The following is a 21998-nucleotide window of genomic DNA, read 5'->3' as shown; positions in this document are numbered from 1 at the left end:
CGATGAAGACGACGAACACCGACGACACGATCGATCTCCTCCGGAGGATCAGGTCACTGTCCCCCAAGAAGCAGAGGGCGCTGAGGGCCGTGCTCGCGCGGAGGGGGGTCGACCTCGCGGCACTGGAATCGATCCCTCCCCGCCCCACCGCCGGTGACGAGCCGGTCCAGCTCTCCTTCGCCCAGCAGCGCCTGTGGTTCCTCGCCCGGATGGAGGGGACCAACGCCCACTACAACATCCCGCTGGCGCTCCGACTGCGCGGACCTCTGGACCGGGGTGCGCTGCTGCGCGCCCTGGAGGCCATCGTGGAGCGGCACGAGGTTCTGCGCACCCGGCTCGCGGAACGCGACGGCGTCGCCTACCAGGTCGTCGGCGACGGCCGGGGCTTCGAGGTGGGCGAGGAGGACCTGGCGGATCCGGCGGAGCTCCCCTCCCTCTGCGAGAAGGAGGCGATGACCCCCTTCGACCTGGAGCACGACTCCCTCATCAGGGCCCGCCTGCTGCGGCGGTCCCCGGACGAGCACGTCCTTCTGGTGACCATGCACCACAGTGTCTCCGACGGGTGGTCGCTCGGGGTCTTCTCCAGGGAGCTGACCGCTCTGTACGAGGCGTTCCGCGACGGCCGCCCCGACCCCCTGGAGCCCCTGGCCGTCCAGTACGCGGACTACGCCCACTGGCAGCGCCAGTGGCTCGTCGACGACGTGCTCGGACGCCGGGTCGACCACTGGAGAGAACAGCTCCAGGGCTCCGACCCGCAGGTGTCGCTGCCGACGGACAGGCCTCGGCCCACGGTCAAGACCTACCACGGATCGCGTGAGGACTTCCTCGTGCCGGCCGAGCTCACACGGTCCCTGAGGGGACTCGGCGAGGAGCACGGGGCGACCCTGTACATGGTCCTCCTGACCGCCTACGCGGTGCTGTTGAACCGCTACGGGGGCCAGGAGGACATCACCATCGGCTCGCCCGTCGCCAACCGCAACCGGTTGGAGGTCGAGGACCTCATCGGTTTCTTCGTCAACACGCTCGTCATGCGGGCGGATCTCGCGGGCGACCCGGTCTTCCACGAGCTGCTGGCCCGGGTGAAGGAGACGGCGCTGCGGGCCTACGACCACCAGGACGTGCCCTTCGAGGCCGTGGTCGACGCGTTGCAGCCCGATCGCAGCCTCAGCCACTCACCGCTCTTCCAGGTGGCGTTCGTGCTCCAGGAGGAGCGGACCGAGCGCGTCGTCCGGCTGGGCGACCTCGAGATCTCACCGATGGACGTCGACTACCGGGTCACGAAGTTCGATCTCACCCTCGAACTGAGGGAAGGACCCGACGGTCTGGCCGGCTCCGTCGAGTACAACACCGACCTCTATGACCGGGAGACCGTCCAGCGCTTCGTCCGCCACTACACGACCCTCCTTTCCTCGATCGTGGCCGACCCCGGCGAGCGCGTCTCCCGACTCCCGATGCTTGACGATGCCGAGCGTCGTCGGGTGTTGGAGGAGTGGAACGAGCCCGGGGGTTCGTTCGAGGTGGGTCGGTGTGTGCATGAGTGGTTCGAGGAGGTCGCGGGTTCTTCGCCGGATGCCGTCGCTCTTGTGTTGGAGGGTGGTGGTTCGGTTTCGTATGGGGATTTGAACGCTCGGGCGAATCGTTTGGCGCGTTATCTGCGTGATTTGGGTGTGGGTCCGGGTGTGTTGGTGGCGTTGTGTCTTTCGCGTGGTGAGCAGCTTGTGGTGGGTGTGCTTGCTGTATTGAAGGCTGGCGGTGGTTATGTGCCGTTGGATCCGGCGTATCCGGTGGATCGTTTGGGTTATGTGTTGCGTGATGCGGCGCCGGGTGTGTTGGTGGTGGACGGGCCTGTCGCTGGGGGGTTGGACACTTCTGGTGTTCGTGTGGTGGATGTGTGGGGGGATTCTGCTGCGTGGGAGGGTTTGTCGGGTGGGGATCTTTCCGGTGGTGAGGTGGGGTGTTCGCCTTCTGATGTTGCGTATGTGATTTATACGTCGGGTTCGACTGGTGCTCCGAAGGGGGTGGTGGTTGAGCATCGTAATGTGACGCGTCTGTTCACGGCGACGGACCGGTGGTTCGGTTTTGGTGCTGGTGATGTGTGGACGTTGTTCCATTCTTTCGCTTTTGATTTCTCTGTGTGGGAGATGTGGGGGGCGTTGTTGCATGGTGGGCGTTTGGTGGTGGTGTCGCAGGAGACGGCGCGTAGTCCGAGGGATTTCTATGGGTTGTTGTGTTCGTTTGGTGTGACGGTTCTGAATCAGACGCCGAGTGCTTTTCGGCAGTTGGTGGCTGCGCAGGGGGATGATGCGGCTGGGCATTGTTTGCGTGTGGTGGTGTTCGGTGGTGAGGCGTTGGATGTGGCGTCGTTGCGGCCGTGGGTGCGTCGGGGGGTGAATCGTGGTGTTGATTTGGTCAATATGTATGGGATTACTGAGACCACGGTTCATGTGACGTATCGGTTGTTGTCGGTTGAGGATGTGGAGGGGGCGTCGTCGAGTCCGATTGGGTGTCGTATTTCTGATTTGCGGACGTATGTTTTGGATGGGGGTGGTGAGCCGGTTCCGGTGGGGGCTGTTGGTGAGTTGTTTGTTGGGGGTGGTGGTGTTGCTCGTGGGTATTTGAATCGTCCGGAGTTGACGCGGGAGCGGTTTGTTGATGATCCGTTTTCGGGTGGGCGTATGTATCGGACGGGTGATGTGGTTCGGTTGTTGTCCGGGGGTGAGTTGGAGTATGTGGGGCGTGCGGATGATCAGGTGAAGGTGCGGGGTTTTCGTATCGAGTTGGGGGAGATCGAGGCCCACCTCAACGAACACCCCGCGGTCCGGTCGTGCGCGGTGATCGCACGGGAGGGCCAGCCCGGCGACAAACAACTGGTCGCCTACGTCGTTCCCCGGGACGGGGGCCGGATCCCGAACCACCAGACCGAACTGGGCCGTCACCTGGAGCGCATGCTTCCGGAGCACATGGTGCCCAGCGCCTTCGTCACGCTGGACGAGCTTCCCCTCACCACCAACGGCAAGCTCGACCGCAAGGCCCTGCCCGCTCCGGGGATCGAATCCTACGCCCGACGGGAGTACGTGGCACCGGGCACCCCGACCGAGCGGCTGCTGGCGGACGCGTGGGCACGGGTCCTTGGCTTCGACGCCGAACGGATCAGCGCCGACGACAACTTCTTCGCCCTGGGCGGCCACTCACTGCTCATCACTGTGCTGGTGGCCCGCCTCAGGGAACACGGGATCGACGTGCCCGTGCGCGAGGTCTTCCGCGCACCGACCCTGGCGCACCTCGCGGAGGAGATCGACCGTGCCGGGCACCGCCCCGGCTACACCGTTCCCCCCAACCGCATCCCGGACGGCTGCGACCGGATCACCCCGGAGATGCTTCCGCTGGTCGACCTGACCGCCGCCGAGACCGAGTCCGTTGTGGCGCGGGTGCCCGGCGGAGCACTGAACGTCCAGGACGTCTACCCGCTCGTCCCCGCGCAACAGGGCATCCTCGTCCACCACCTGATGGACCCCGAGAACGATCCCTACGTCATCCCCATCCTGCTCACCGCACCGGACGAGGGAACCTGCGCGAGGTTCGTGACCGCCCTCCAGGCACTCGTCGACCGGCACGACGTCCTGCGCACCGTGGTCCTGACGGAGGACCTCGCGGAACCCGTGCAGGTCGTCCTGCGCCAGGTCCGCCTGGACGTGGAACGCACCGAGCTGTCCGCCGACGCGGACGCTGAGGAACAGGCCCGCGCCTTCCTCGACGATCCCGGGGTCATCGCGCTGGGCCGGGCGCCCCTCATGCGGCTGAGGATCGCGGAGGACCCGCGTTCCCCGCGGCGCTTCCTGCTCCTGAGCGTCCACCACCTCATCGAGGACGCGACGTCCCTGCGGCTGATCCTCGAGGAGCTGGCGAGCCACATGGCCGGGGACTCCGAGAGCCTGCCGCCGTCGGTGCCCTTCAGGGACTTCGTCGGCCACACACTCCACCATCTGGCGTCGAACGACGCGGAGGTGTTCTTCCGCGGCGAGCTCGGCGACCTCACCGAACCGACCACCCCCTTCCAACTGTCCGACGTCCACGGCGACGGCAGCCGGATCCTCTCCTCCCGCCGTTCCCTGCCCCGGGACCTCGACGAGGCCCTCCGTACCCAGGCGCGGCGCGCGGGAGCCAGTCCGGCGAGCCTCTTCCACGCCGCCTGGGCCCTGGTGGCCGCCGCGGCCACCGGCCGCGACGACGTCGTGTTCGGCACCGTCCTGTCGGGGAGACTGCAGGGCGTGGCGGGTGTGGAGCGGATGCTCGGCAACTTCATCAACACCCTGCCCCTGCGGGTACGCCTGGGGGACAGAAGCGTCCGGGACCTGGTCTCGGAGGTCGACGCCTCGCTCAAGGAGCTGATCTTCCACGAGCAGAGTTCGCTGGTCCTCGCGCAGCGGTGCAGCGGGCTGGGCGGCGACGCGGCGCTGTTCAGCTCGGGCCTCAACTTCCGACGTTACGACCCGGGAGAGGGGGAGCGCGGCCTGACCGGCCTCGACGAATGGGGAGTCCGCTGGCTGGACGCGGTCGACCGCACCAACTACCCGGTGGGCGTGTCGGTCGACGACCTCGGCGACGAGTTGTCGATGAACGCGCAGGTTGAGGACTCCGTCTCTCCCGACGCGGTCCTGGACTACGTGCAGGCCGCGGTCGAGGGGATCGTCGGCGCCCTGGCCGAGGACGACGGGGCGGGGACCCAGGCACTCGACATCGACGTCGTGCCACCGGCCGAACACCGGCTCCTGGCGGAGTGGAACGACACGGCCAAGCCCTACCCGCACGACAGATGCCTGTTCGAGCTCTTCGAGGAACAGGTCGCCCGGCGTCCGGACGCCGTCGCCGTGGAGTACGGCGACCTGCGGCTGACCTACGCCGAGACCGACGCCCGTGCCAACCGGGTCGCCCACTACCTCCGTCACCGCGGTGTGGGGCCGGACACGCTGGTCGGCCTGTACACGGAGCGGTCACCGGAGACGGTGATCGGACTGTTCGGCATCCTCAAGGCGGGCGGGGCGTACGTGCCGATCGACCCGGCCTACCCCGAGGAGCGCGTCAGGGCCCTGGTGGAGGGTTCCGGCGTCTCCCTCGCCCTCAGCCAGTCCCACCTGCCGACCTCACTCCTGGGGGACACCGTCACCGTCCTCCACCTCGACACCGGGGAGCTGGCCGCGGACCGGAGCCAGGTCCTGGAGGGCCGGCCCGAACACGGACCGTCCCGCGAGGAACTCGGCCTGACCCCCGAACACCTGGCCTACGTCATCTTCACCTCCGGCTCCACCGGCCGTCCCAAGGGCGTCCAGGTGCCGCAGCGCGGAGTGGTCCGCCTAGTGCGCAACCCCGACTACTTCACGTCGGACGAGCACACGGTGATGCTGCACCACTCGTCGATCTCGTTCGACGTCGGATCCCAGGAGATCCTCTGCCCGCTGACGTGCGGTGGGCGCCTGGTCCTCCACGACGGCGACGCCAAGGACGTCGAGCGGCTCCTCGACACCGTCGAGCGCGCGGGCGTGAACACGATGGGCCTGTCGGCCGCGTTCCTCCCGGCGTTCGCCGAAGCGTCGGAGCGGCGCCGACTGCCCCTGGAGTACCTCGGGGTGGGCGGCGAGGCGTTCTCGGCCCGTGACGTGCGCAGGCTCCACCGGGCACAGCCGGGGCTGACGGTCGTCAACGCCTACGGCCCGACGGAGAACAGTATCGCCTCCACCTGCCACGTGATCCCCCGGGACGTGGAGGAGGACGAGGTGATCCCCATCGGGGCGCCGATCGCGCAGTCGACCGCCTACGTCACCGACCGGAACCTTCGACCGGTCCCGCGCGGTGTGGTCGGCGAGCTGTGTGTGGGCGGCGCCGGTGTGGCGCGCGGATACCTCAACGACCCGGAGCGAACGAAGGAGCGGTTCGTCCCCGACCCGTTCTCAGACGACCCGGAGGCGAGGCTCTACCGCACCGGCGACCTGGCGCGCTGGCTACCCGACGGCACCCTGGAATTCGTCGGCCGCATCGACGACCAGGTGAAGATCCGAGGGTTTCGGGTCGAACCCGGTGAGATCGAGAGCGCTCTGCTCAGCCATCCCTCGGTGAGCGGGGTGGCGGTCACTCCGCAATCGTTCGGCGAGACCAGGAAACTCGTCGCCCACGTGTGCCCCTCGGACGAGTACCTGGAGGAAGCCGCACGGGAACAGAACGAGGAGCGGCTGGACCAGTGGCTGCGGCTCTTCGAGGACCAGTACTCCGAGGCCGACGGGGACGGCGGGGGCGACGACCTGAACCTGGTCGGCTGGAACAGCAGCTATACCGGCGAGCCCATCCCCGAGCCCGAGATGCGGGAGTGGATCGACGACACGGTGGCCAGGATCGCGGAGCTGAGGCCCAGGCGGCTGCTGGAGGTCGGCTGCGGCACGGGCCTCCTGCTCTACCGCTACGCGGAGCTCTGCGAGTCGGTCCACGCCGTCGACATCTCCGCGTCGGCACTGGCTGGAGTCAAACGGGGGATCGACCAGCGCGGCTGGTCCCACGTCACGCTCGGGCAGGCGGACGCCCTCTCCTTGCCGGAGTCCGTGGAGGAGGGGTACGACACCGTTGTCATCAACTCCGTCGCACAGTACTTCCCGAACCGCCGGTATCTGGACGAGGCCATCGCCAGGCTGCTGCCGCTCCTGAAGGAGGGCGGCCGGATCCTGGTCGGGGACGTCCGGAACCTCGACCTGTTCTCGGCGCACCTGTGCGCGGTCGAGCGCGGACGTGGAGCGGGGCGGGTGCCGGTCGGCGAGCTGGCCGCCCGGGTACAGCGTCGCCGCCAGCAGGAGACGGAACTCCTGGTGAGCCCCACCTACTTCGCGCGTATCTCCGAGCGCTTCCCGGACCTGGACGCCGTCGACATCGTGCTCAAGCGCGGAACCGGCGAGAACGAGATGCTCGGCTACCGTTACGACGTCGTGCTGGTCAAGGGAGGAAGGGGCGGCGGCGAGCCGTCCGGACCCCTGCCGTGGCTGGAGGCCGCGACCGCCGAGGAGGTGTGGTCCCTCCTGAGGGAGGGCGGCCCCCGCGCGTTCGGGGTGACCGGGCTGGCCAACCCCCGTGTCGAGGACGATGTCCGGATCAGCGAGGGGCTGACGCACTGGCCCGCCGCACGACCGGTGGAGCCGCTCCAGCGCTCCTCCCGGCTCTCGGTCTCCGCGCGGGAACGCGTGGACGCCCTCGAATCCTTGCTGCGGTACGCGGAAGGGCTCGGTTTCCGCGCCGCGGCGACGTGGTCCCAGGACCGGCCGGACGGTCTCGACCTCGTCTTCGGAAGGGAGGAGCGTCCGCGCGTACGTGCTCGTGGCGCGTACCGCCAGCCGCGTCTGGCGAACGTCCCCCAGATCGCCCGGGTGGGTCAGGCGATGGCCCGCCTCCTGAAGGACCATCTGGCGGACAGGGTCCCCGAGTACATGGTGCCGAGTGTCTTCGTGGCCCTGGAGACGCTGCCGCTCACCCCCAACGGAAAGGTCGACAGACGGGCATTGCCCGCACCGGACGAGGGCGACGTGCACAAGGAGGCCTACGTCGAGCCGACCACCGGAACGGAGCGGACGCTGTGCCGCCTGGTCCAGGAGGTCCTCGGCCTGGAGAGGGTGGGGCTGAGGGACGGATTCTTCGACCTGGGCGGCCACTCCCTGCTGGCCACGCGGCTCACCATGCGGGTCAAACAGGAGACTGGAGCCGAACTCCCGCTGCGGCTGGTCCTGACCGGGGCCACCGTCGGGGAGATGGCCGCCGCCCTTGAGGGCGGCGGGGCCGAAACCGAGACGGTACCGCTTGTTCGCGTGGCCGATGACGGCGAGGCCGTTGCGCTCTCCCTCCAACAGAGTGAACTGTGGTTCCTCAACCGCCCCGACCACCTCGCGTCGTCGTACGACAACGTTCAGACGGCCTACCGGGTCATCGGCCGACTCGACCGCGACGCCTACGCCGCCGCCTGCGAGAGGCTCGTCGAACGCCACGAGATCCTACGCACCAGCTACCACCGGCGCGGCGACACCCATGTGCAGCGGGTGAACGCGGCCGCCGGCTTCGCCGTGTCCTTCGAGAAGGTGAGCGGGGAAGCCGCGGTCGCGGAGCTGATGCGTGTGGAGCGGGACCGGCCCTTCGCCCCCGACGAGCCCCACATGATCCGCGTCCGGGTCCTGGCCCTGTCGGAGCTCGAACACGTCGCCGTCGTCACACGCCCGTGGGGCGTCCTCGACGGCTGGTCGACCGCGGTCCTGTTGTCGGATCTGAACGTCCTCTACCGGGAGCTGAGCCGGGGCGGCGAGCCATCCCTCCCCCCGCTTCCCGTCCGGTACGCGGACTTCGCCTACTGGCAGCACCAGACGGTCGGGCGGGCCGAACTCGACCGTCAGGAGACGTACTGGCGGCAGCGGCTGTCCGGGCTCCCGTGGCGCCCGTCCCTGCGGACCGACTACCCGAGGTGCCCCGTGCGGACCTACCGGGGCGCGTCGGTGGACCTGGAGATCTCCCGGGAGCTGCTCGTTCAACTGCACCGCTTCAGCGACGAACACGGCGTCACTCTGTACATGACCCTCCTGTCGGCCTTCGCGGTGCTGTTGGGCTCCTACAGCGAGGACTGTGAGCTGGCGATCGGAACCCCGGTCACGAACCGGCCCCATCCCGACCTGGAGCACGTCGTCGGCTACTTCGTCAACGTGCTCGTGATGCGCCTGGACGTGAGCGCCGAACAGGACTTCCCGGAGTTGCTGTCGCGGACACGGCGGGTCGCGGCCGAGGCCCACGAGAACAGGGACCTGCCGTTCGCCCGCCTGGCCGAGGTGCTGGACCCGGACCCGGACCCGGCGTATCCGCCGCTGGTCCAGGCCATGTTCAACCTGGTCCCCAAGGCAGGGGCGGAGCCGTCCGGCGAGGACTCTCCGGAACTCGGATTCCTCCCGGAGCCGTGGGAGGGAGGGGTCGCGAAGTTCGACCTCAACCTCGTGGTGCGTGAGACCCCCTCGGGGCTCCGGGGCCACATGGAGTACAGCACCGACCTGTTCGACAAGAGGACCATCGAGCACATGGTCTCCCTCTACGAAGGGCTGCTGCTGAAAGCGGTCGTGAACCCGGGAGCCGATCTCTCCGAACTCCTCGCCGCCGCGAGGGACCGCTCCTGAGGGGGCGCGCCCACCGCCTCGATCGCTGCCCTGACCCGACACAGATCCCAGAAACCGATGGTGTGAGAATGCGAAAAGAAGAAGTCTTCCCGTTGATCGTCGACGCCGTTCGCGAGGTCCTGCCGGAACTCCAGGACCACGCCTTCGAGGAGTCGGACACCCTGGCCGACCTCGGTGCGAACTCGATGGACCGGGCTGAGATCATCACGACGGTCCTGGAGGGCATGAACCTCGACATCCCCCTGGTCGAGACCTTCGGGCCGCGCGACCTGGGCGAGCTGGCCCAGCACCTGAGCGAGGCGGGCGCGGCCGGGGGCCGGGTGGCGTGAGTACTCCGGGGGAAATCACGGTGACCGGGCTGGGGGTCACCACGGCCGTCGGACGGGGCAAGGCCGACTTCGCACGCGCCCTGTTCGACGGCGCGCACCGGTTCGCCGTCATGGAGCGGCCGGGAAGGCAGCACGGCACCCGGTTCGTCGGAGCGGAGATCCCCGGCCAGGTCACCCCCGGGCGGCTCACCACCCGTGAACTGCGCACCTCCTCGTTCACGGCCAGGGTCGCCCTGGCGACCCTGGAGGAGGCGTGGGAGGAGGCACGGCTCGACGAAGTCGACGGCGCACGCGTCGGTCTCGTCGTGGGAGGCAGCAACCTGAGCCAGAGGGAGCTGGTCCTGGCCCACGACCGCCACCGGGACAGACCGGGCTTCCTCCGCCCCAGTTACGGGCTGTCCTTCCTGGACAGCGACCTGTGCGGCCAGTGCACGTCGGCTTTCGGCATCACGGGCCTGGCCCACACGGTGGGGGGCGCCTCGGCCAGCGGGCAGTTGGCGGTCATCGAGGCCGCCGAAGCGGTGGCCGCGGGCCGCGTCGACGTCTGCGTCGCCTTGGGCGCGTTGATGGACCTCTCGTACTGGGAGTGCCTGGGCCTGCGTGCGATGGGCGCGATGGTCCCGGACCGGTGCGCGGACGCTCCGGAACTCGCCTGCCGCCCGTTCGACCGGGGTCACCAGGGCTTCGTGTTCGGCGAGGCGTGCGCGGCCCTGGTCATCGAGCGCCGGGGCGAGCGCCGCGGCCTGGAGGACTACGGAACCCTGTCGGGGTGGTCGGTGCGGCTGGACGCCAACCGCGGGCCCGACCCCTCCGAGGACGGTGAGTCCGGGGCGATCCGGGAAGCTCTGGAACGGGCCGGGCTAGAGGCCGGCCAGATCGACTACGTCAACCCCCACGGGACGGCCTCGCCCGTCGGGGACAGGACCGAGGTGGCGGCCCTGCGCGCCTGCGGCCTGACGGGTGCGGCGGTCAACGCCACCAAGTCCGTCACCGGTCACGGGCTGAGCGCGGCCGGAGCCGTGGAGGCGGTCGCCACCCTCCTGCAGATGAGGCGGGGACGCCTCCACCCCACCCGCAACCTCCGGGATCCCGTCGACGGGGACCTGCGCTGGGTGGGCGAGGAGGGATGTGAGACTGAGGTACGGCACGCCATGAGCCTGAGCGCGGGTTTCGGCGGCATCAACACCGCACTGTGCGTCAGCGCGAGCGGTCCAGGGAGCGTGAAGTGATGGTCCGTGTCGGTATCGAGGCGATGAACGTCTTCGGCGGTTCGGCGGTGCTCGACGTCATGGGACTCGCGAGGCATCGGGGCCTCGACCTGCCGAGGATGGAGAACCTGCTGATGAGGGAGAAGGCCGTGGCCCTCCCCTTCGAGGACCCCGTGACCTTCGGCGCCAACGCGGCGAAGCCCCTCCTCGACCGGTTGGACCCGCGGGAGAGGGACCGCATCGAGCTGCTGGTCACGTGCACCGAATCCGGCATCGACTTCTCCAAGTCCGTGAGCACCTACCTCCACGACGTGCTGGGGCTCAGCCGCAACTGCCGCATGTTCGAGCTGAAGCAGGCGTGCTACGCCGGGACGGCCGGTCTGCAGATGGCCGTCAACTTCGTCCTGTCCCAGACCTCGCCGGGGGCCAAGGCGCTGGTGGTCGCCACGGACATCTCGCGTTACCTCCTGGAGGAGGGACGCGACGTGGCCGACCAGGACTGGTCCTACGCCGAGCCCAGCGGCGGAGCCGGAGCGGTGGCCATGCTGGTCAGCGATGTCCCGCACGTCTTCCAGATGGACGTGGGCGCCAGCGGTTACTACGGCTACGAGGTCATGGACACGTGCCGCCCCGCGCCGGACAGCGAGTCGGGGGACGTCGACCTCTCACTGATGTCCTACCTCGACTGCTGTGAGAAGACCTACCGGGCCTACGAGGAGCGCGTGGAGGGGGCGGACTACCGCGACTCGTTCCAGTACCTCGCCTTCCACACCCCGTTCGGCGGCATGGTCAAGGGCGCCCACCGCTCGATGATGCGCAAGGTCGCCAGGGCCAAACCCGACGAGATCACGGAGGACTTCGAGCGCCGGGTCCTGCCCGGGCTGGCCTACTGCCAGCGGGTCGGCAACATCATGGGCGCCACGGTCTTCCTCGCACTGGCGAGCACCGTCTGCAACGGCGGGTTCGACTCGGCCAAACGCGTGGGGTGCTTCTCCTACGGCTCGGGGTGTTGCGCCGAGTTCTACAGCGGGGTCGTCACACCCCGGGGAGCCGCCGAACTGAAGGGCATGGAGATCGGGGCCCACCTCGACGCGCGCTACGAACTGTCGATCGAGGAGTACGAGGGGCTGCTGGGCGAGAACGGGTTCATCCGCTTCGGTACGCGGAACGTGACCGCGGACCAGGGGCTCCTGCCCCGGGTCCGGGACGCCGCGGGGCCGGTGCCGCGACTGGTCCTCAGGGGGATCAGGGACTTCCACCGGGAGTACGAATGGACCGGGTGAGCTACGAGACCCTGAGGGTGCGCCAGCAGGACGCCACCTGCTTCGTGCGGATACACCGACCGGAGGCGGACAACGCGCTCAACGCCGCCATGGTTCGTGAACTGGGCGACGTGCTCGCACGCGCGTCGGACTCCCCGACCACCGTCGTCGTCATCGAGGGACTGCCCGAGGTGTTCTGCTTCGGGGCGGACTTCGGGGTGATCAGTGAGGCGGCCAGGGAGGGGAGGGACACCGGCTACGACCCTGAGCCGATGTTCGAACTCTTCCGTCGGATCGCGTACGGGGACTTCGTCACGGTGGCTCACGTACGGGGGAGGGCGAACGCCGGAGGGGTGGGCATCGTCGCGGCGAGCGACGTCGTGATCGCCGACGAGACGGCGTCCTTCAGCCTCTCGGAGCTGTTGTTCGGGCTCGTCCCGGCGGTCGTCCTCCCCTTCCTCGCCCGCAGGGTGGGCTCCCAGCGGGCCCGCTACCTCGCGGGCACGACCCAGGTGATCGACGCCGAGCGCGCGTGTCAGTGGGGGCTGGTGGACGCCACCGGGGCCGACAGCCAGGCGCTGCTGCGCGGGCACCTGCGGCGGCTGAACCGCCTGTCCAAGAAGGCGGTCGTGCGGTACAAGTCCTACCTCAGACGGCTGTCACCCGTCCCGGAGCACGACAAGGAGGCCGCGATCGCCGCGAACCGCGAGGCGTTCGACGATCCCGAGAACGTGCGCGCGATCCGGCGCTACACGGAACAGGGCCTCTTCCCCTGGGAGGACGGGCCGACGAACGACGACACCCCCACTCCGAACGGGAAGGCCGGGACGCCGATGCCCACGCCCGAAGCATCCGAAGGGGAGCAACGGCGATCCCCGGTGCCGTCCGGGGCGCCCGCCGTGACTCCCGAGTCACTGGGGGACCCGGGCTTTCGCGACGACTACGGACTCCGCTACAACTACGTCGCCGGCGGCATGTACAAGGGGATCGCCTCGGTCGAACTGGTGACCGCCCTGGGAAACGCGGGGATGCTCGGCTTCCTCGGCACGGGCGGACTCCCCCTGGACGTGGTCGACGACTCGATCACCAAGATCGAACAGGGGCTCCAGCCCGGACGGACCTTTGGGGTGAACCTGCTCAGCGGCCCCCAGGAACCCGACCTCGAGATGCGGACGGTGGAGCTGTTGCTCAGACACGGTGTGCGTCACGTCGAGGCGTCCGCCTACGTCCAGCCGTCCCCGGCGCTGGTGCGCTACCGCCTGGCCGGGCTCTCACGGGACGCGAACGGCGGTGTTCGCCAGGAGAACCGCGTCATCGCGAAGGTCTCGCGGACCGAGGTGGCAGAGGGGTTCCTGCGTCCCGCGCCGCCCGACCTGGTACGGGAACTGCTGGAGCGCCGCATGATCACCCCCGAGCAGGCCGAGCTCGGGGCGCGGGTTCCCCTGGCACACGACCTGTGCGTCGAGGCGGACTCCGCGGGCCACACGGACGCGGGCAACGCCTACGTCCTGATGCCGGCCATGCGCGCGGTACGTGACCGCGTGAGGAGCGAGGCGGGCTATTCGCACACCGTCCGCATCGGGGCCGCCGGCGGCATCGGCACACCGGAGTCGGCGCTCGCCGCCCTCATGCTGGGCGCCGACTTCATCGTGACGGGGTCCATCAACCAGTGCACGGTGGAGGCGGGCACCAGTGAGGCGGTGAAGGACATCCTGCAAGGGCTGGGAGTCCACGACACGGGCTACGCACCCGCCGGCGACATGTTCGAGGTGGGGGCCAGGGTGCAGGCGGTCAGGAAGGGACTGTTCTTTCCCGCGCGGGCGAACAAGCTGTACGAGCTGTACATGCGACACGGTTCGATCGACGACCTGGACGTCCGGACGAGGACGATGCTCGAGGAGAAGTACTTCAAGCGCTCCATCGCCGCCGTGTGGCAGGAGACGCGTGAACACCTGGCCCGCCGGTACCCGGAGCAACTGGCCGACATCGAGGGCAACCCCAAGCAGAGGATGGCGCGGATCTTCCGGTGGTACTTCGTCCACTCCACCCGGCTGGCGATGTCGGGGAGCACGGAGCAGCGGGTCGACTACCAGATCCACTGCGGTCCGGCGATGGGCGCGTTCAACGCCTGGGTGAAGGGCACACCGCTGGAGCCGTGGCACCAACGGAGGGTGGCTGTCGTCGCGGAGCACCTCCTGAGGGGAACCGCGGAGCTTTTGGGTGAACGGCTTGGGCGGTACGGGCAGGGCACGTCAGCCGACGAGGACCGTCGGCCCCGGGCATGAGGAAGGGAAGAGAATGAAGCCGGTCCACATGTTTCCCGGTCAGGGTTCACAGCGCAGGGGGATGGGGAAGGGACTGTTCGAACGGTTCCCGGACCTGGTGGCCCAGGCCGACGAGTGCCTCGGATACTCGGTCGAGGAGGTGTGCCTCCGCGACCCGGACGGGGTACTGGCGAGGACGGAGTACACCCAGCCGCTGCTCTACGTCGTCAACGTGCTCCACCACCTCGACCGGATCTCCCGCGACGGCGTCGAACCGGGGTTCCTCGCCGGTCACAGCCTGGGTGAGTACTGTGCGCTGTTCGCGGCCGGGGGCTTCGACTTCGTCACCGGTCTTCGGCTGGTCCGTAAGCGCGGCGAGCTGATGAGCCGGGCGCCCAAGGGGGCGATGGCCGCCGTGGTCAACCTCGACCAGGCACGGACGGCCGAGATCCTGGAGGGCCTTCCCCACCAGGGCATCGACATCGCCAACATCAACTCGCGGAGGCAGTGCGTCCTGTCCGGGGTGTACGACGAACTCCACTCGCCCGAGGTGCGTCGGGCCTACACCGAGGCGGGGGCATCGTTCGTCCCGCTCAACGTCAGCGCGGCCTTCCACTCGCGCTGTATGGCGGAGGTGGAGGAGGAGTTCGCGAAGTTCGTGGCCGGGTTCGAGTTCGGGGAACTCACGGTTCCGGTCGTCTCCAACCGTACGGCCCGGCCCTATCCGACGACGGGGTACACGGACCACCTCGTCGAGCAGATCTCCAACCCGATCAGGTGGTACGAGTCCATCTCCTGGCTGGTGGACCAGGGGTACGACGACTTCCACGAGGTCGGTCCGGGCAGGGTCCTGACCAAGCTGGCGGCCTCGATCGTCGAGGAGCCCCTCCCCGTCGAGGAGAGCGCGCGGTCCCGGAGCACCCGGACCGTTCCCGCGGTGTCGGGAGCGCAGGACCGTACCGGTCTCGTCTTCATGTACGGGGGCCAGGGGACGCAGTACTACCAGATGGGGCGTGAGCTGTACGACGAGAACCCGGCCTTCCGGAGTTCCATGGACCGGTGCAGCGCGGCGTACCAGACGCTGACGGGCAGGTCCCTGGTGGACGCCGTCTACGACGACTCGCGCCGGGGCCAGGACCTCGACGACGTTCTCTACTCCCACGCGGCGCTCTACTGCGTCGGCTACAGCCTGACCGAGGCTCTCGGAGAGGAGGGTTATCACCCCGACGCGGTACTGGGGCACAGCCTGGGCGAGTACGTCGCGGCCACCGTCGCCGGCGCGATGACCTTCGACGACGGACTCGATCTCGTCGTGCGGCAGGCCGAACTGGTCAGGGGCGTGCGCGGCGGCGGCATGCTCACCATCCTCGCGAAACCCTCACTCTACGACGAGCGGCCGAACCTGTTCGCCGGAACGGACCTGGCGGCCGTCAACTTCGAGGAGAACTTCGTGGTCAGCGGTGAGGCCCGGGTACTGGACGAGGTGCGGTCGGCGTTGGAGTTCGACGACGTGATCGCGGTGCGGCTGCCCGTGCGGCAGGCGTTCCACTCCCGGTACCTCGACCATCTTCGGGACGAGGGGTTGGCCCTGGGCGCGAAGATCCCGGTGAGAGAGCCGCGCCTTCCGGTGTACTCCTCGATGAAGGCGGGGCCGTTGGGCCCCTCGGAGCTGGACGGGTGGAACCGGTACCTGTGGGACGTGGTCCGGCGCGAGGTGAGGTTCTCCGAGCTCGTGGCGTCCGAGCTCGGAGAACCCGGGTCCCGTTTCCTCGTGGACCTCAGCGCGAGCGGCTCCTTCGCCAACTTCTTCAAGCACGGCCACGGAGGGACTCACCACTGCGCCCCGGCGATCAACCAGTTCGGCGGCAACCTCGTGTCGATGAGGCGTCTGCGCGGTCGGTTGGCGGACGCCACGGGCGCGGGGAGGTGAGCTGGGCCCGAGTCCGGCCTACCAGTGCGCGGGTCGGGCGAGGGCCCGGGGCACCCTGGTCCCGGAGTCCCCCCTGGCCGCGTTGATCTGGGGCTGGGTGAGGAAGAGGGCGTCGGACAGGTCGGTGCCGCGGACGTCGGCGTCGCGCAGGTCCGCCCCGGTCAGGTCGGCGCTCCTCAGGTCGGCGCCACGCAGGTCGGCCGCGATGAGGAGGGCACCGCGCAGGTTGGCGCCGCGCAGGCTGGCTCCCCGAAGGCGTGCTCCCATGAGGTCGGCACCCCGGTGGTTCCTCTTGCGCCCGGGGACCTTGCCGCGTGCGAGTTCGCTGGCCCGCTGCAGCAGGGGACTCACCTCGCCGCGGACGCTGTTCGCGTCCACGCCGATGAGTTCCTCGGCGCTGCGGTGGGTGAGGTTCTCGACCTCGTTCCGCGCGCGCCGCAGGTCGGTGTGGACGGGGCCGGCCTCCGGCATCCGCAGGGCCTCGGTGAGGTACCAGAGCAGTTCGTGGAGCTGGCGCATGACCGGGAAGACCGCGAACATGGCTCCGGCGGTGTCGGGGGCCTCCCTCCAGCTCCTCCCGGCGAAGGTGGTCTGGGAGACCTTCTGGCCCGCGCCGAAGCAGTCGAAGACGGTGCAGCCGGGGAAACCCCGCTCCCGGAGCTGGGAGTGGATACCGCAGCCGAAGTCCCGGGTCAGGTTCGCGCAGGGCTCGCCCGCCTTCTTGTCGACGGCGAAGTCCGTGGACGCGGTGAAGGGGAGGGCGACGCAGCACAGGCCGAAGCAGTTCGCGCAGTCCGCTCCCAGGTCGAGCTGTGGAGCGTCCGGGGTGGAGGGCTCGTGGTCCTGTGACAAGTCGTGCGTCCTTTCCGTGCCGGGGAGGGGCGTGGGTGGCACCGTCACCGCACCAACAGGGTATTCTCTCCCGTCGGTGCGGAGAACGGCGCCGTCGTGAACCCACGTCATCGGGTCCCGTGCGGGAGCGAGAGCCACTCCGTGATGAGCGACAGCACGGTCTCCGGGTGCTGGACGAGGTAGAAGTGGTCGCCTGGCAGGACCTTCGAACGAAACTCCGCCGAGGTGTGGTCCCTCCATCCGTGGATCTCTCCGGCGTCCATCCACGGGTCACTGTCACCGGAGAGGGCGACCAGCGGACAGGCCAGCCTGGGGGAGGGCCGGTAGCGGTAGTCGCGCACGGCCTGGAAGTCACCGCGGATCGAGGGCATGATCATGTCGAGCATCGCGGGGTCGTCCAGCAGGCTGGAGTCGGTTCCGTTGAGCTCCTTCATCGCCCTGACGAGGGCGCCCTGTGAGAGGTCGCCGTCCGCTGCTTCCCGATGCAGGTGCGGAGGACGGCGCGCGGACACGAATAGGGCACGCGGGCGCACACCGCGGTCCTGTAGCCTCCTTGCCACCTCGAACGCCACCAGCGAGCCCATGCTGTGGCCGAAGAGCACGAGGGGGCGGTCGGCCCAGGGGGTGACCGCATCGGTGATGCGGTCGGCGAGTGCGTGGATGTCGGTCAGGGGCGACTCGGACATGCGGTCCTGGCGGCCGGGATACTGCACCGCGAGCACGTCCGTGCCGGGTGACAGGGCCTTGGAAACCGGGAAGTAGAAGTTCGCGGCCCCTCCGGCGTGTGGAAAGCACAGCAGGCGGGTGGGCGCGTCGGGCGCGGGATGAAAGCGTCGGAGCCAGAGCTCGCTGGTGTCGACGGTTCCGGGCATGGGGATTACAGGCCCTTCCGTTTCCTTGGTGGGGTCACACGTGCCGTGGAACCGTCAGCGGACCGAGATCGGCAGCGACGCCAGACCACGGACGTTGATACGGCCGTTCCAGGAGACGTCGCCGTCGGGCACCAGCTTGGGAAAGCGCCGGAGAAGGCGGGTGAAGACGACGCTGGCCTCCAGACGGGCCAGCGAGGCTCCGAGGCAGTGGTGCGGTCCGGCGCCGAAGGCGACATGGCTTCGGGCGTCCGCGCGTTTCAAGCGCACCGTGTCCGCGTCCGGTCCCCAGTGGCGCTCGTCCCGGTTCGCGGATCCCAGACCGGCGATCACGAACGCTCCGGTCGGGAGGTCGACGCCACCGATGGGGGTCGACCGCAGCATGATGCGTCTGCTCGACTGCAAGGGGCTGTCGTAACGGAGCAGCTCCTCGACCGCGTTCGGCATCAGCTCGTCGGGACGCCTTCGCAGCAGCTCCAACTGTTCGGGGTGGTTGAGGAGGGCCAGCGTGCCACCGGAGATGAGGTTGACGGTCGTCTCGTGCCCGGCGATGTAGAGCAGGAGTACCTGGGCGGTCAGCTCGTCCTCGCTGAGTGTATCGCCGTCCTCGTTCGCTCTGATCAGGGCGGTCATCAGGTCGTCGCCCGGTGTGCGGCGCTTCCATTCGACCATCTCGGCCGTGATCTCGCTGAGTTCGGCGTCCGCGGCCTCGATGTCCCGCATGAGCGCGGGGTCGTTGATCGGTTCGAGGGAGCGGACCAACGTACCGCTCAGTTCCCGGATGCGCGTGTGGTGGTCCTCGGGAGCTCCGAGCATCTCGGCGATCACGGTGAACGGCAGGGGGGACGCCAGGTCGCGTACCAGGTCGCCCTCGCCCGCGTCGGCGATTCCGTCGAGCAATTCCTCGGTGAGTTCCTCGATACGCGGGGCGAGCGCACGGATCGATTTCGGAGAGAACGCCTGTTGGACGAGGCGGCGCAGCCTCGTGTGGTCCGGCGGGTCCCTGTCAATCATCGAGAAGCCGTCAATGAGAAGGGTCTTCTTTTTCTCGTCTTCTTGGCGGAGGTTGTCCATCGAGTCCGCGGCAACGTTCCGCAACTCCGCCGACGTGTCTGAGCGTAGTAGTGCGTATACGTCCTCATACCGGCTCACCACCCAGAACCCCAGAGGATGTTGGTAGACGGGGGCGGTCTCTCTCAGTGCCGCGTACTGCGGGTAGGGATCGTCCGTGAACCCTGGAGCGAACGGATCGAACAGCGGTTGCTCTTCCGTGGGTGACGTGCTGTTAGCCATCGGGTCCTGTCTGTTGATCGTAGGTGGCTTCGGTGATGTGCGGCATTTCGCACCACAATGTTCGAACGCTTTGTTCGAGATGTTATCAACCAGGATTGCTCGAGTTTTTGAAGGGGGCGGCTCGTAGCTGGTCCTTTAGAAGGGCAACGCTCGCTCAGGTATGTCACGGTTCAGGGCCTGTTCAAGTGCCCACGTCGTGTGGATGGCCTGGTTCTGAGTCTCTAAAGAACAGTGAGGATGGAGGGGAACCGCTCGGTGGGAGTCTGACTTCCTAATAGACTGACGCGCCTGACGGTGCTGTCCTGGCTGGGACCCGTCGGCTCCCCTCGAGCGGTTCTCCACATGGTCCGGACAGCCGGACCCGGACGGGACGTGACTTCATAGGACCCTGTTCCGCGTACCTCATCACTGTTGTGTCCGCCCGGATCGGTTCGGTCGTCCAGTACGCGAAGCGAAGGGGACCCGTTCCACGATGACCGCTGTGCTCACCGCCGCCACGCAACCTGTGATCGTCGCCGGCATCGACGCGCACAAGGACACCCACCATGCAGTCGTACTCGATGACAAGGGACTGCGCATCGCGGACCAGGAGTTTCCGGTCTCTACCGCCGGATACCGAGACCTTCTCGACTGGCTCACCCGTTTCGGTCTCCTCGACCGGGTCGGTGTCGAGTCGACCGGCTCCTACGCCGCGGGGCTGACCCGGCATCTGCTCGACGCCGGTGTCGACGTGGTCGAGGTCAACACACCCCACCCCCACACCAGAGCCCGTAGAGGCAAGGACGATGTGATCGATGACGAAGCAGCCGCACGCAAAGTGCTGTCTGGAGAAGCCACCGCCAGGCCCAAGAGCACGAACGGCGCTGTCGAATCAATCAGACTGCTCTCCCTGGCGCGCAACTCCGCGGTGAAGGCCCGCTCAGCTGCGCTGACCCAGCTGCAGAACGCACTGGTCACCGCGCCCGCACCGGTGCGCGAACAGATCACCGCGCGTGGCGGGCGCGGCAAAGCGTCCCAGTGCGCCGGGCTCCGCCCCGATACCACCCGACTGCATGAGCCGGTTCAGGCCGCGAAAATGGCCCTGCGAGCTCTGGCCAGACGCGTGCACGACCTGGACGAAGAGATCACCGCCGTCCAGACCCACCTGGACCGGTTGGTGGCCAGGACGGCTCCCACGCTCGTCTCCCGGGTCGGGATCGGGACCGGTCACGCGGCCCAGTTGCTGGTCAGCGCCGGCCAGAACGTCGACAGGCTTGGCTCGGAGGCTGGCCTCGCGCGCTTGTGCGGTGTCGCACCGATTCCCGTCAGTTCCGGAAAGTCCCGCAGGATGAGGCTGCATCGTGGCGGCGACCGGCAGGCCAACCGTGCTCTGCACATGATCGCCGTCTGCCGGCTCCGCTACGACCAGAGAAGTACTGACTACATGCGTCGCCGTCTTGCCGAGGGTCTGTCGAAGAAGGACGTGTTGCGCTGCCTCAAGCGCTTCATCGTTCGGGAGGTCTTCCGCGATCTGAGATCCGATCTGGGCCTCACTTGACATCTATAGGACCGTCCCGGTACGAAACACCCGAGCTCAGCACCGGCCGCTTGGGCTCAACAACTCCACAGCAGGAGCGACGCCGGAGGGCGCAACCCCCTGCGGTCGAGGCGGCGCGCCCACGTACGCCCACACCTCTCCCGGTACAGGACAGTTCACCGGAACCGGGGTAGTGCCTGAGCGCGTGTAGTCCTGCGGCCCCGCCACCAATGACTCCCACGTGACAGGACTGATCGAAAGCGTGGGAGAGAACCGCAACGAGATCCGCTACCGGAGTACCGGCCAACAGCGCCTGGAGGACTCGGGGAGGACCAGGGGCCGTGATTGGGTGCGGCTAACGAGTTGGTGCGTGATAGCGGGTGAGGCATGGCAACCTCGTCCGCGGTGCGGTTGGAGACCAACCCGGCGATGGACCGGTAGGCCGCAGGCCGAGGTATCCGTCGTCGAACAGCACCTCCACCTCGTGGAAGTAGGAAACACGCGTCTATGTTCGCAGCGCGGGCCGCGGTGGCGTCATGCACCCGCCCGGGCCGCATGGCGTTGGTCCACAATGTGAGCCCTTGGTGGTCGGCCACGACGGTGGCCTCCATGGTGTTCTTCTCCCCAAGATGAACGCCCGCTGGCCGCCCCGACCCGCGAGGGGTCACCGAACCTCCACCTGGATGGCGTCCAACCGCAACTCCACACTCTCGGCGTGGGCGTAGGCGAACACGTCCTTCAAGGTGCGCAAGCGTACTCTCGGACGGTTGGGTCCGCGTACCTCCGCTCTGTCAAGAGCGTACGGTTCCGGCCGATGGCGTGAGTGATGGCGGGGCGGTCCACACCGAACAACAGGCCCAGGACCGCGTGCGGCGGGTCGTGACGCAGGTGGATCAGGGTGGTCACCAGCCGATGCCAAGCGTTGGCGCCGGTGGCCCGTTTTCCTCTCCCTGGGCCTGGTCTCGGTGGTCTTTCAACAGCCACTTTCCAGGAGTAGGCCAGGACCGCACGGTTGAGCTTGACCACCACGGCCAGAGCATGTCACGACCCTTCAGCGAAGCCTCATCCGCTATCACGCACCAACGCGCAAGTGGGAGGTTGAACCGCTGGCAAGGAAGGCATCGCTTGTAAAGGTGATTGTGCTGGACAAAGGCTCGGGCTCAGCTCCGGATGTGATGGAGATGATCGCTCACACCCAGCCGCCCCGATTCAGGAAGCCAGAGGTAGCGGGTGGTGGCTTGGAGAGCCGAGCTGTATGGGTGGACGCTACCCCGAGATGATTACGGGCATGGCCGTGAA

General features: G+C 68.2%; 11 protein-coding genes. 7 read left to right on the top strand and 4 right to left on the bottom strand.

Annotated features, from left to right (window positions below; genetic code table 11):
- Positions 1–2 precede the first annotated feature (2 nt).
- The 6 genes from AC0VX6_RS28110 to fabD all read left to right on the top strand — a co-directional run bounded on the left by AC0VX6_RS28110 (position 3) and on the right by fabD (position 16169).
- Positions 3–9176 (top strand): amino acid adenylation domain-containing protein, encoded by a 9174-nt coding sequence (locus AC0VX6_RS28110; protein ID WP_475466930.1) that lies wholly within the window; start codon positions 3–5, stop codon positions 9174–9176.
- 68 nt (positions 9177–9244) lie between these two features.
- Entirely contained in the window at positions 9245–9505 is a 261-nt protein-coding gene (locus tag AC0VX6_RS28105; protein WP_475466928.1) for an acyl carrier protein, read from the top strand.
- 20 nt (positions 9506–9525) lie between these two features.
- Positions 9526–10734: a beta-ketoacyl synthase N-terminal-like domain-containing protein gene (locus AC0VX6_RS28100; RefSeq protein ID WP_475466927.1), complete on the top strand. Its 1209-nt coding sequence runs from the start codon at positions 9526–9528 to the stop codon at positions 10732–10734.
- The gene (locus AC0VX6_RS28095) at positions 10734–11996 is read left to right on the top strand and encodes a hydroxymethylglutaryl-CoA synthase family protein (RefSeq protein WP_475466926.1); all 1263 of its coding nucleotides are present in this window, start codon (positions 10734–10736) and stop codon (positions 11994–11996) included. The genes AC0VX6_RS28100 and AC0VX6_RS28095 overlap by 1 nt, the downstream gene beginning before the upstream one ends.
- Positions 11984–14260 (top strand): enoyl-CoA hydratase/isomerase, encoded by a 2277-nt coding sequence (locus AC0VX6_RS28090; RefSeq protein ID WP_475466924.1) that lies wholly within the window; start codon positions 11984–11986, stop codon positions 14258–14260. Before AC0VX6_RS28095 ends, AC0VX6_RS28090 begins: the two co-directional genes overlap by 13 nt.
- Positions 14261–14273: 13 nt before the next feature.
- Entirely contained in the window at positions 14274–16169 is a 1896-nt protein-coding gene (gene fabD, locus AC0VX6_RS28085) for an ACP S-malonyltransferase (RefSeq protein ID WP_475466922.1), read from the top strand.
- A gap of 18 nt (positions 16170–16187) precedes the next feature.
- Here the strand turns inward: fabD and AC0VX6_RS28080 are convergent, their stop codons facing one another.
- The 3 genes from AC0VX6_RS28080 to AC0VX6_RS28070 all read right to left on the bottom strand — a co-directional run bounded on the left by AC0VX6_RS28080 (position 16188) and on the right by AC0VX6_RS28070 (position 18964).
- Complete coding sequence (locus tag AC0VX6_RS28080) at positions 16188–17021, bottom strand: pentapeptide repeat-containing protein (protein WP_475466920.1); 834 nt, start codon at positions 17019–17021, stop codon at positions 16188–16190.
- Positions 17022–17128: 107 nt separating this feature from the next.
- Complete coding sequence (locus AC0VX6_RS28075; RefSeq protein WP_475466918.1) at positions 17129–17893, bottom strand: thioesterase II family protein; 765 nt, start codon at positions 17891–17893, stop codon at positions 17129–17131.
- 54 nt (positions 17894–17947) lie between these two features.
- A complete protein-coding gene (locus tag AC0VX6_RS28070; protein ID WP_475469456.1) occupies positions 17948–18964 on the bottom strand; it encodes a cytochrome P450 in 1017 nt (338 codons plus the stop codon).
- A 691-nt stretch (positions 18965–19655) separates the two neighbouring features.
- Here AC0VX6_RS28070 and AC0VX6_RS28065 point away from each other — a divergent pair.
- Positions 19656–20720, top strand: coding sequence for an IS110 family RNA-guided transposase (locus AC0VX6_RS28065; RefSeq protein ID WP_475466916.1), 1065 nt, complete (start codon positions 19656–19658; stop codon positions 20718–20720).
- A gap of 717 nt (positions 20721–21437) precedes the next feature.
- On the opposite strand, the gene AC0VX6_RS28060 is transcribed toward AC0VX6_RS28065, so the two are convergent.
- Positions 21438–21605, bottom strand: a complete 168-nt coding sequence (locus tag AC0VX6_RS28060; protein WP_475466915.1) for a transposase family protein — start codon at positions 21603–21605, stop codon at positions 21438–21440.
- Positions 21606–21998: the final 393 nt, after the last annotated feature.

It is taken from the genome of Nocardiopsis sp. iso_25 (genome assembly GCF_056173305.1).
Note: the sequence above shows the minus strand (reverse complement) of the source record. Positions and strands in the feature narration are given on the sequence as shown.

What these genes read in the sequence shown, in the direction of transcription:
- AC0VX6_RS28070 (WP_475469456.1), bottom strand. Translation starts at nt 18,964, where the DNA reads ATGGACAACCTCCGCCAAGAAGACGAGAAAAAGAAGACCCTTCTCATT.
- AC0VX6_RS28110 (WP_475466930.1), top strand. Translation starts at nt 3, where the DNA reads ATGAAGACGACGAACACCGACGACACGATCGATCTCCTCCGGAGGATC.
- AC0VX6_RS28090 (WP_475466924.1), top strand. Translation starts at nt 11,984, where the DNA reads ATGGACCGGGTGAGCTACGAGACCCTGAGGGTGCGCCAGCAGGACGCC.
- AC0VX6_RS28095 (WP_475466926.1), top strand. Translation starts at nt 10,734, where the DNA reads ATGGTCCGTGTCGGTATCGAGGCGATGAACGTCTTCGGCGGTTCGGCG.
- AC0VX6_RS28105 (WP_475466928.1), top strand. Translation starts at nt 9,245, where the DNA reads ATGCGAAAAGAAGAAGTCTTCCCGTTGATCGTCGACGCCGTTCGCGAG.
- fabD (WP_475466922.1), top strand. Translation starts at nt 14,274, where the DNA reads ATGAAGCCGGTCCACATGTTTCCCGGTCAGGGTTCACAGCGCAGGGGG.
- AC0VX6_RS28065 (WP_475466916.1), top strand. Translation starts at nt 19,656, where the DNA reads ATGACCGCTGTGCTCACCGCCGCCACGCAACCTGTGATCGTCGCCGGC.
- AC0VX6_RS28075 (WP_475466918.1), bottom strand. Translation starts at nt 17,893, where the DNA reads ATGCCCGGAACCGTCGACACCAGCGAGCTCTGGCTCCGACGCTTTCAT.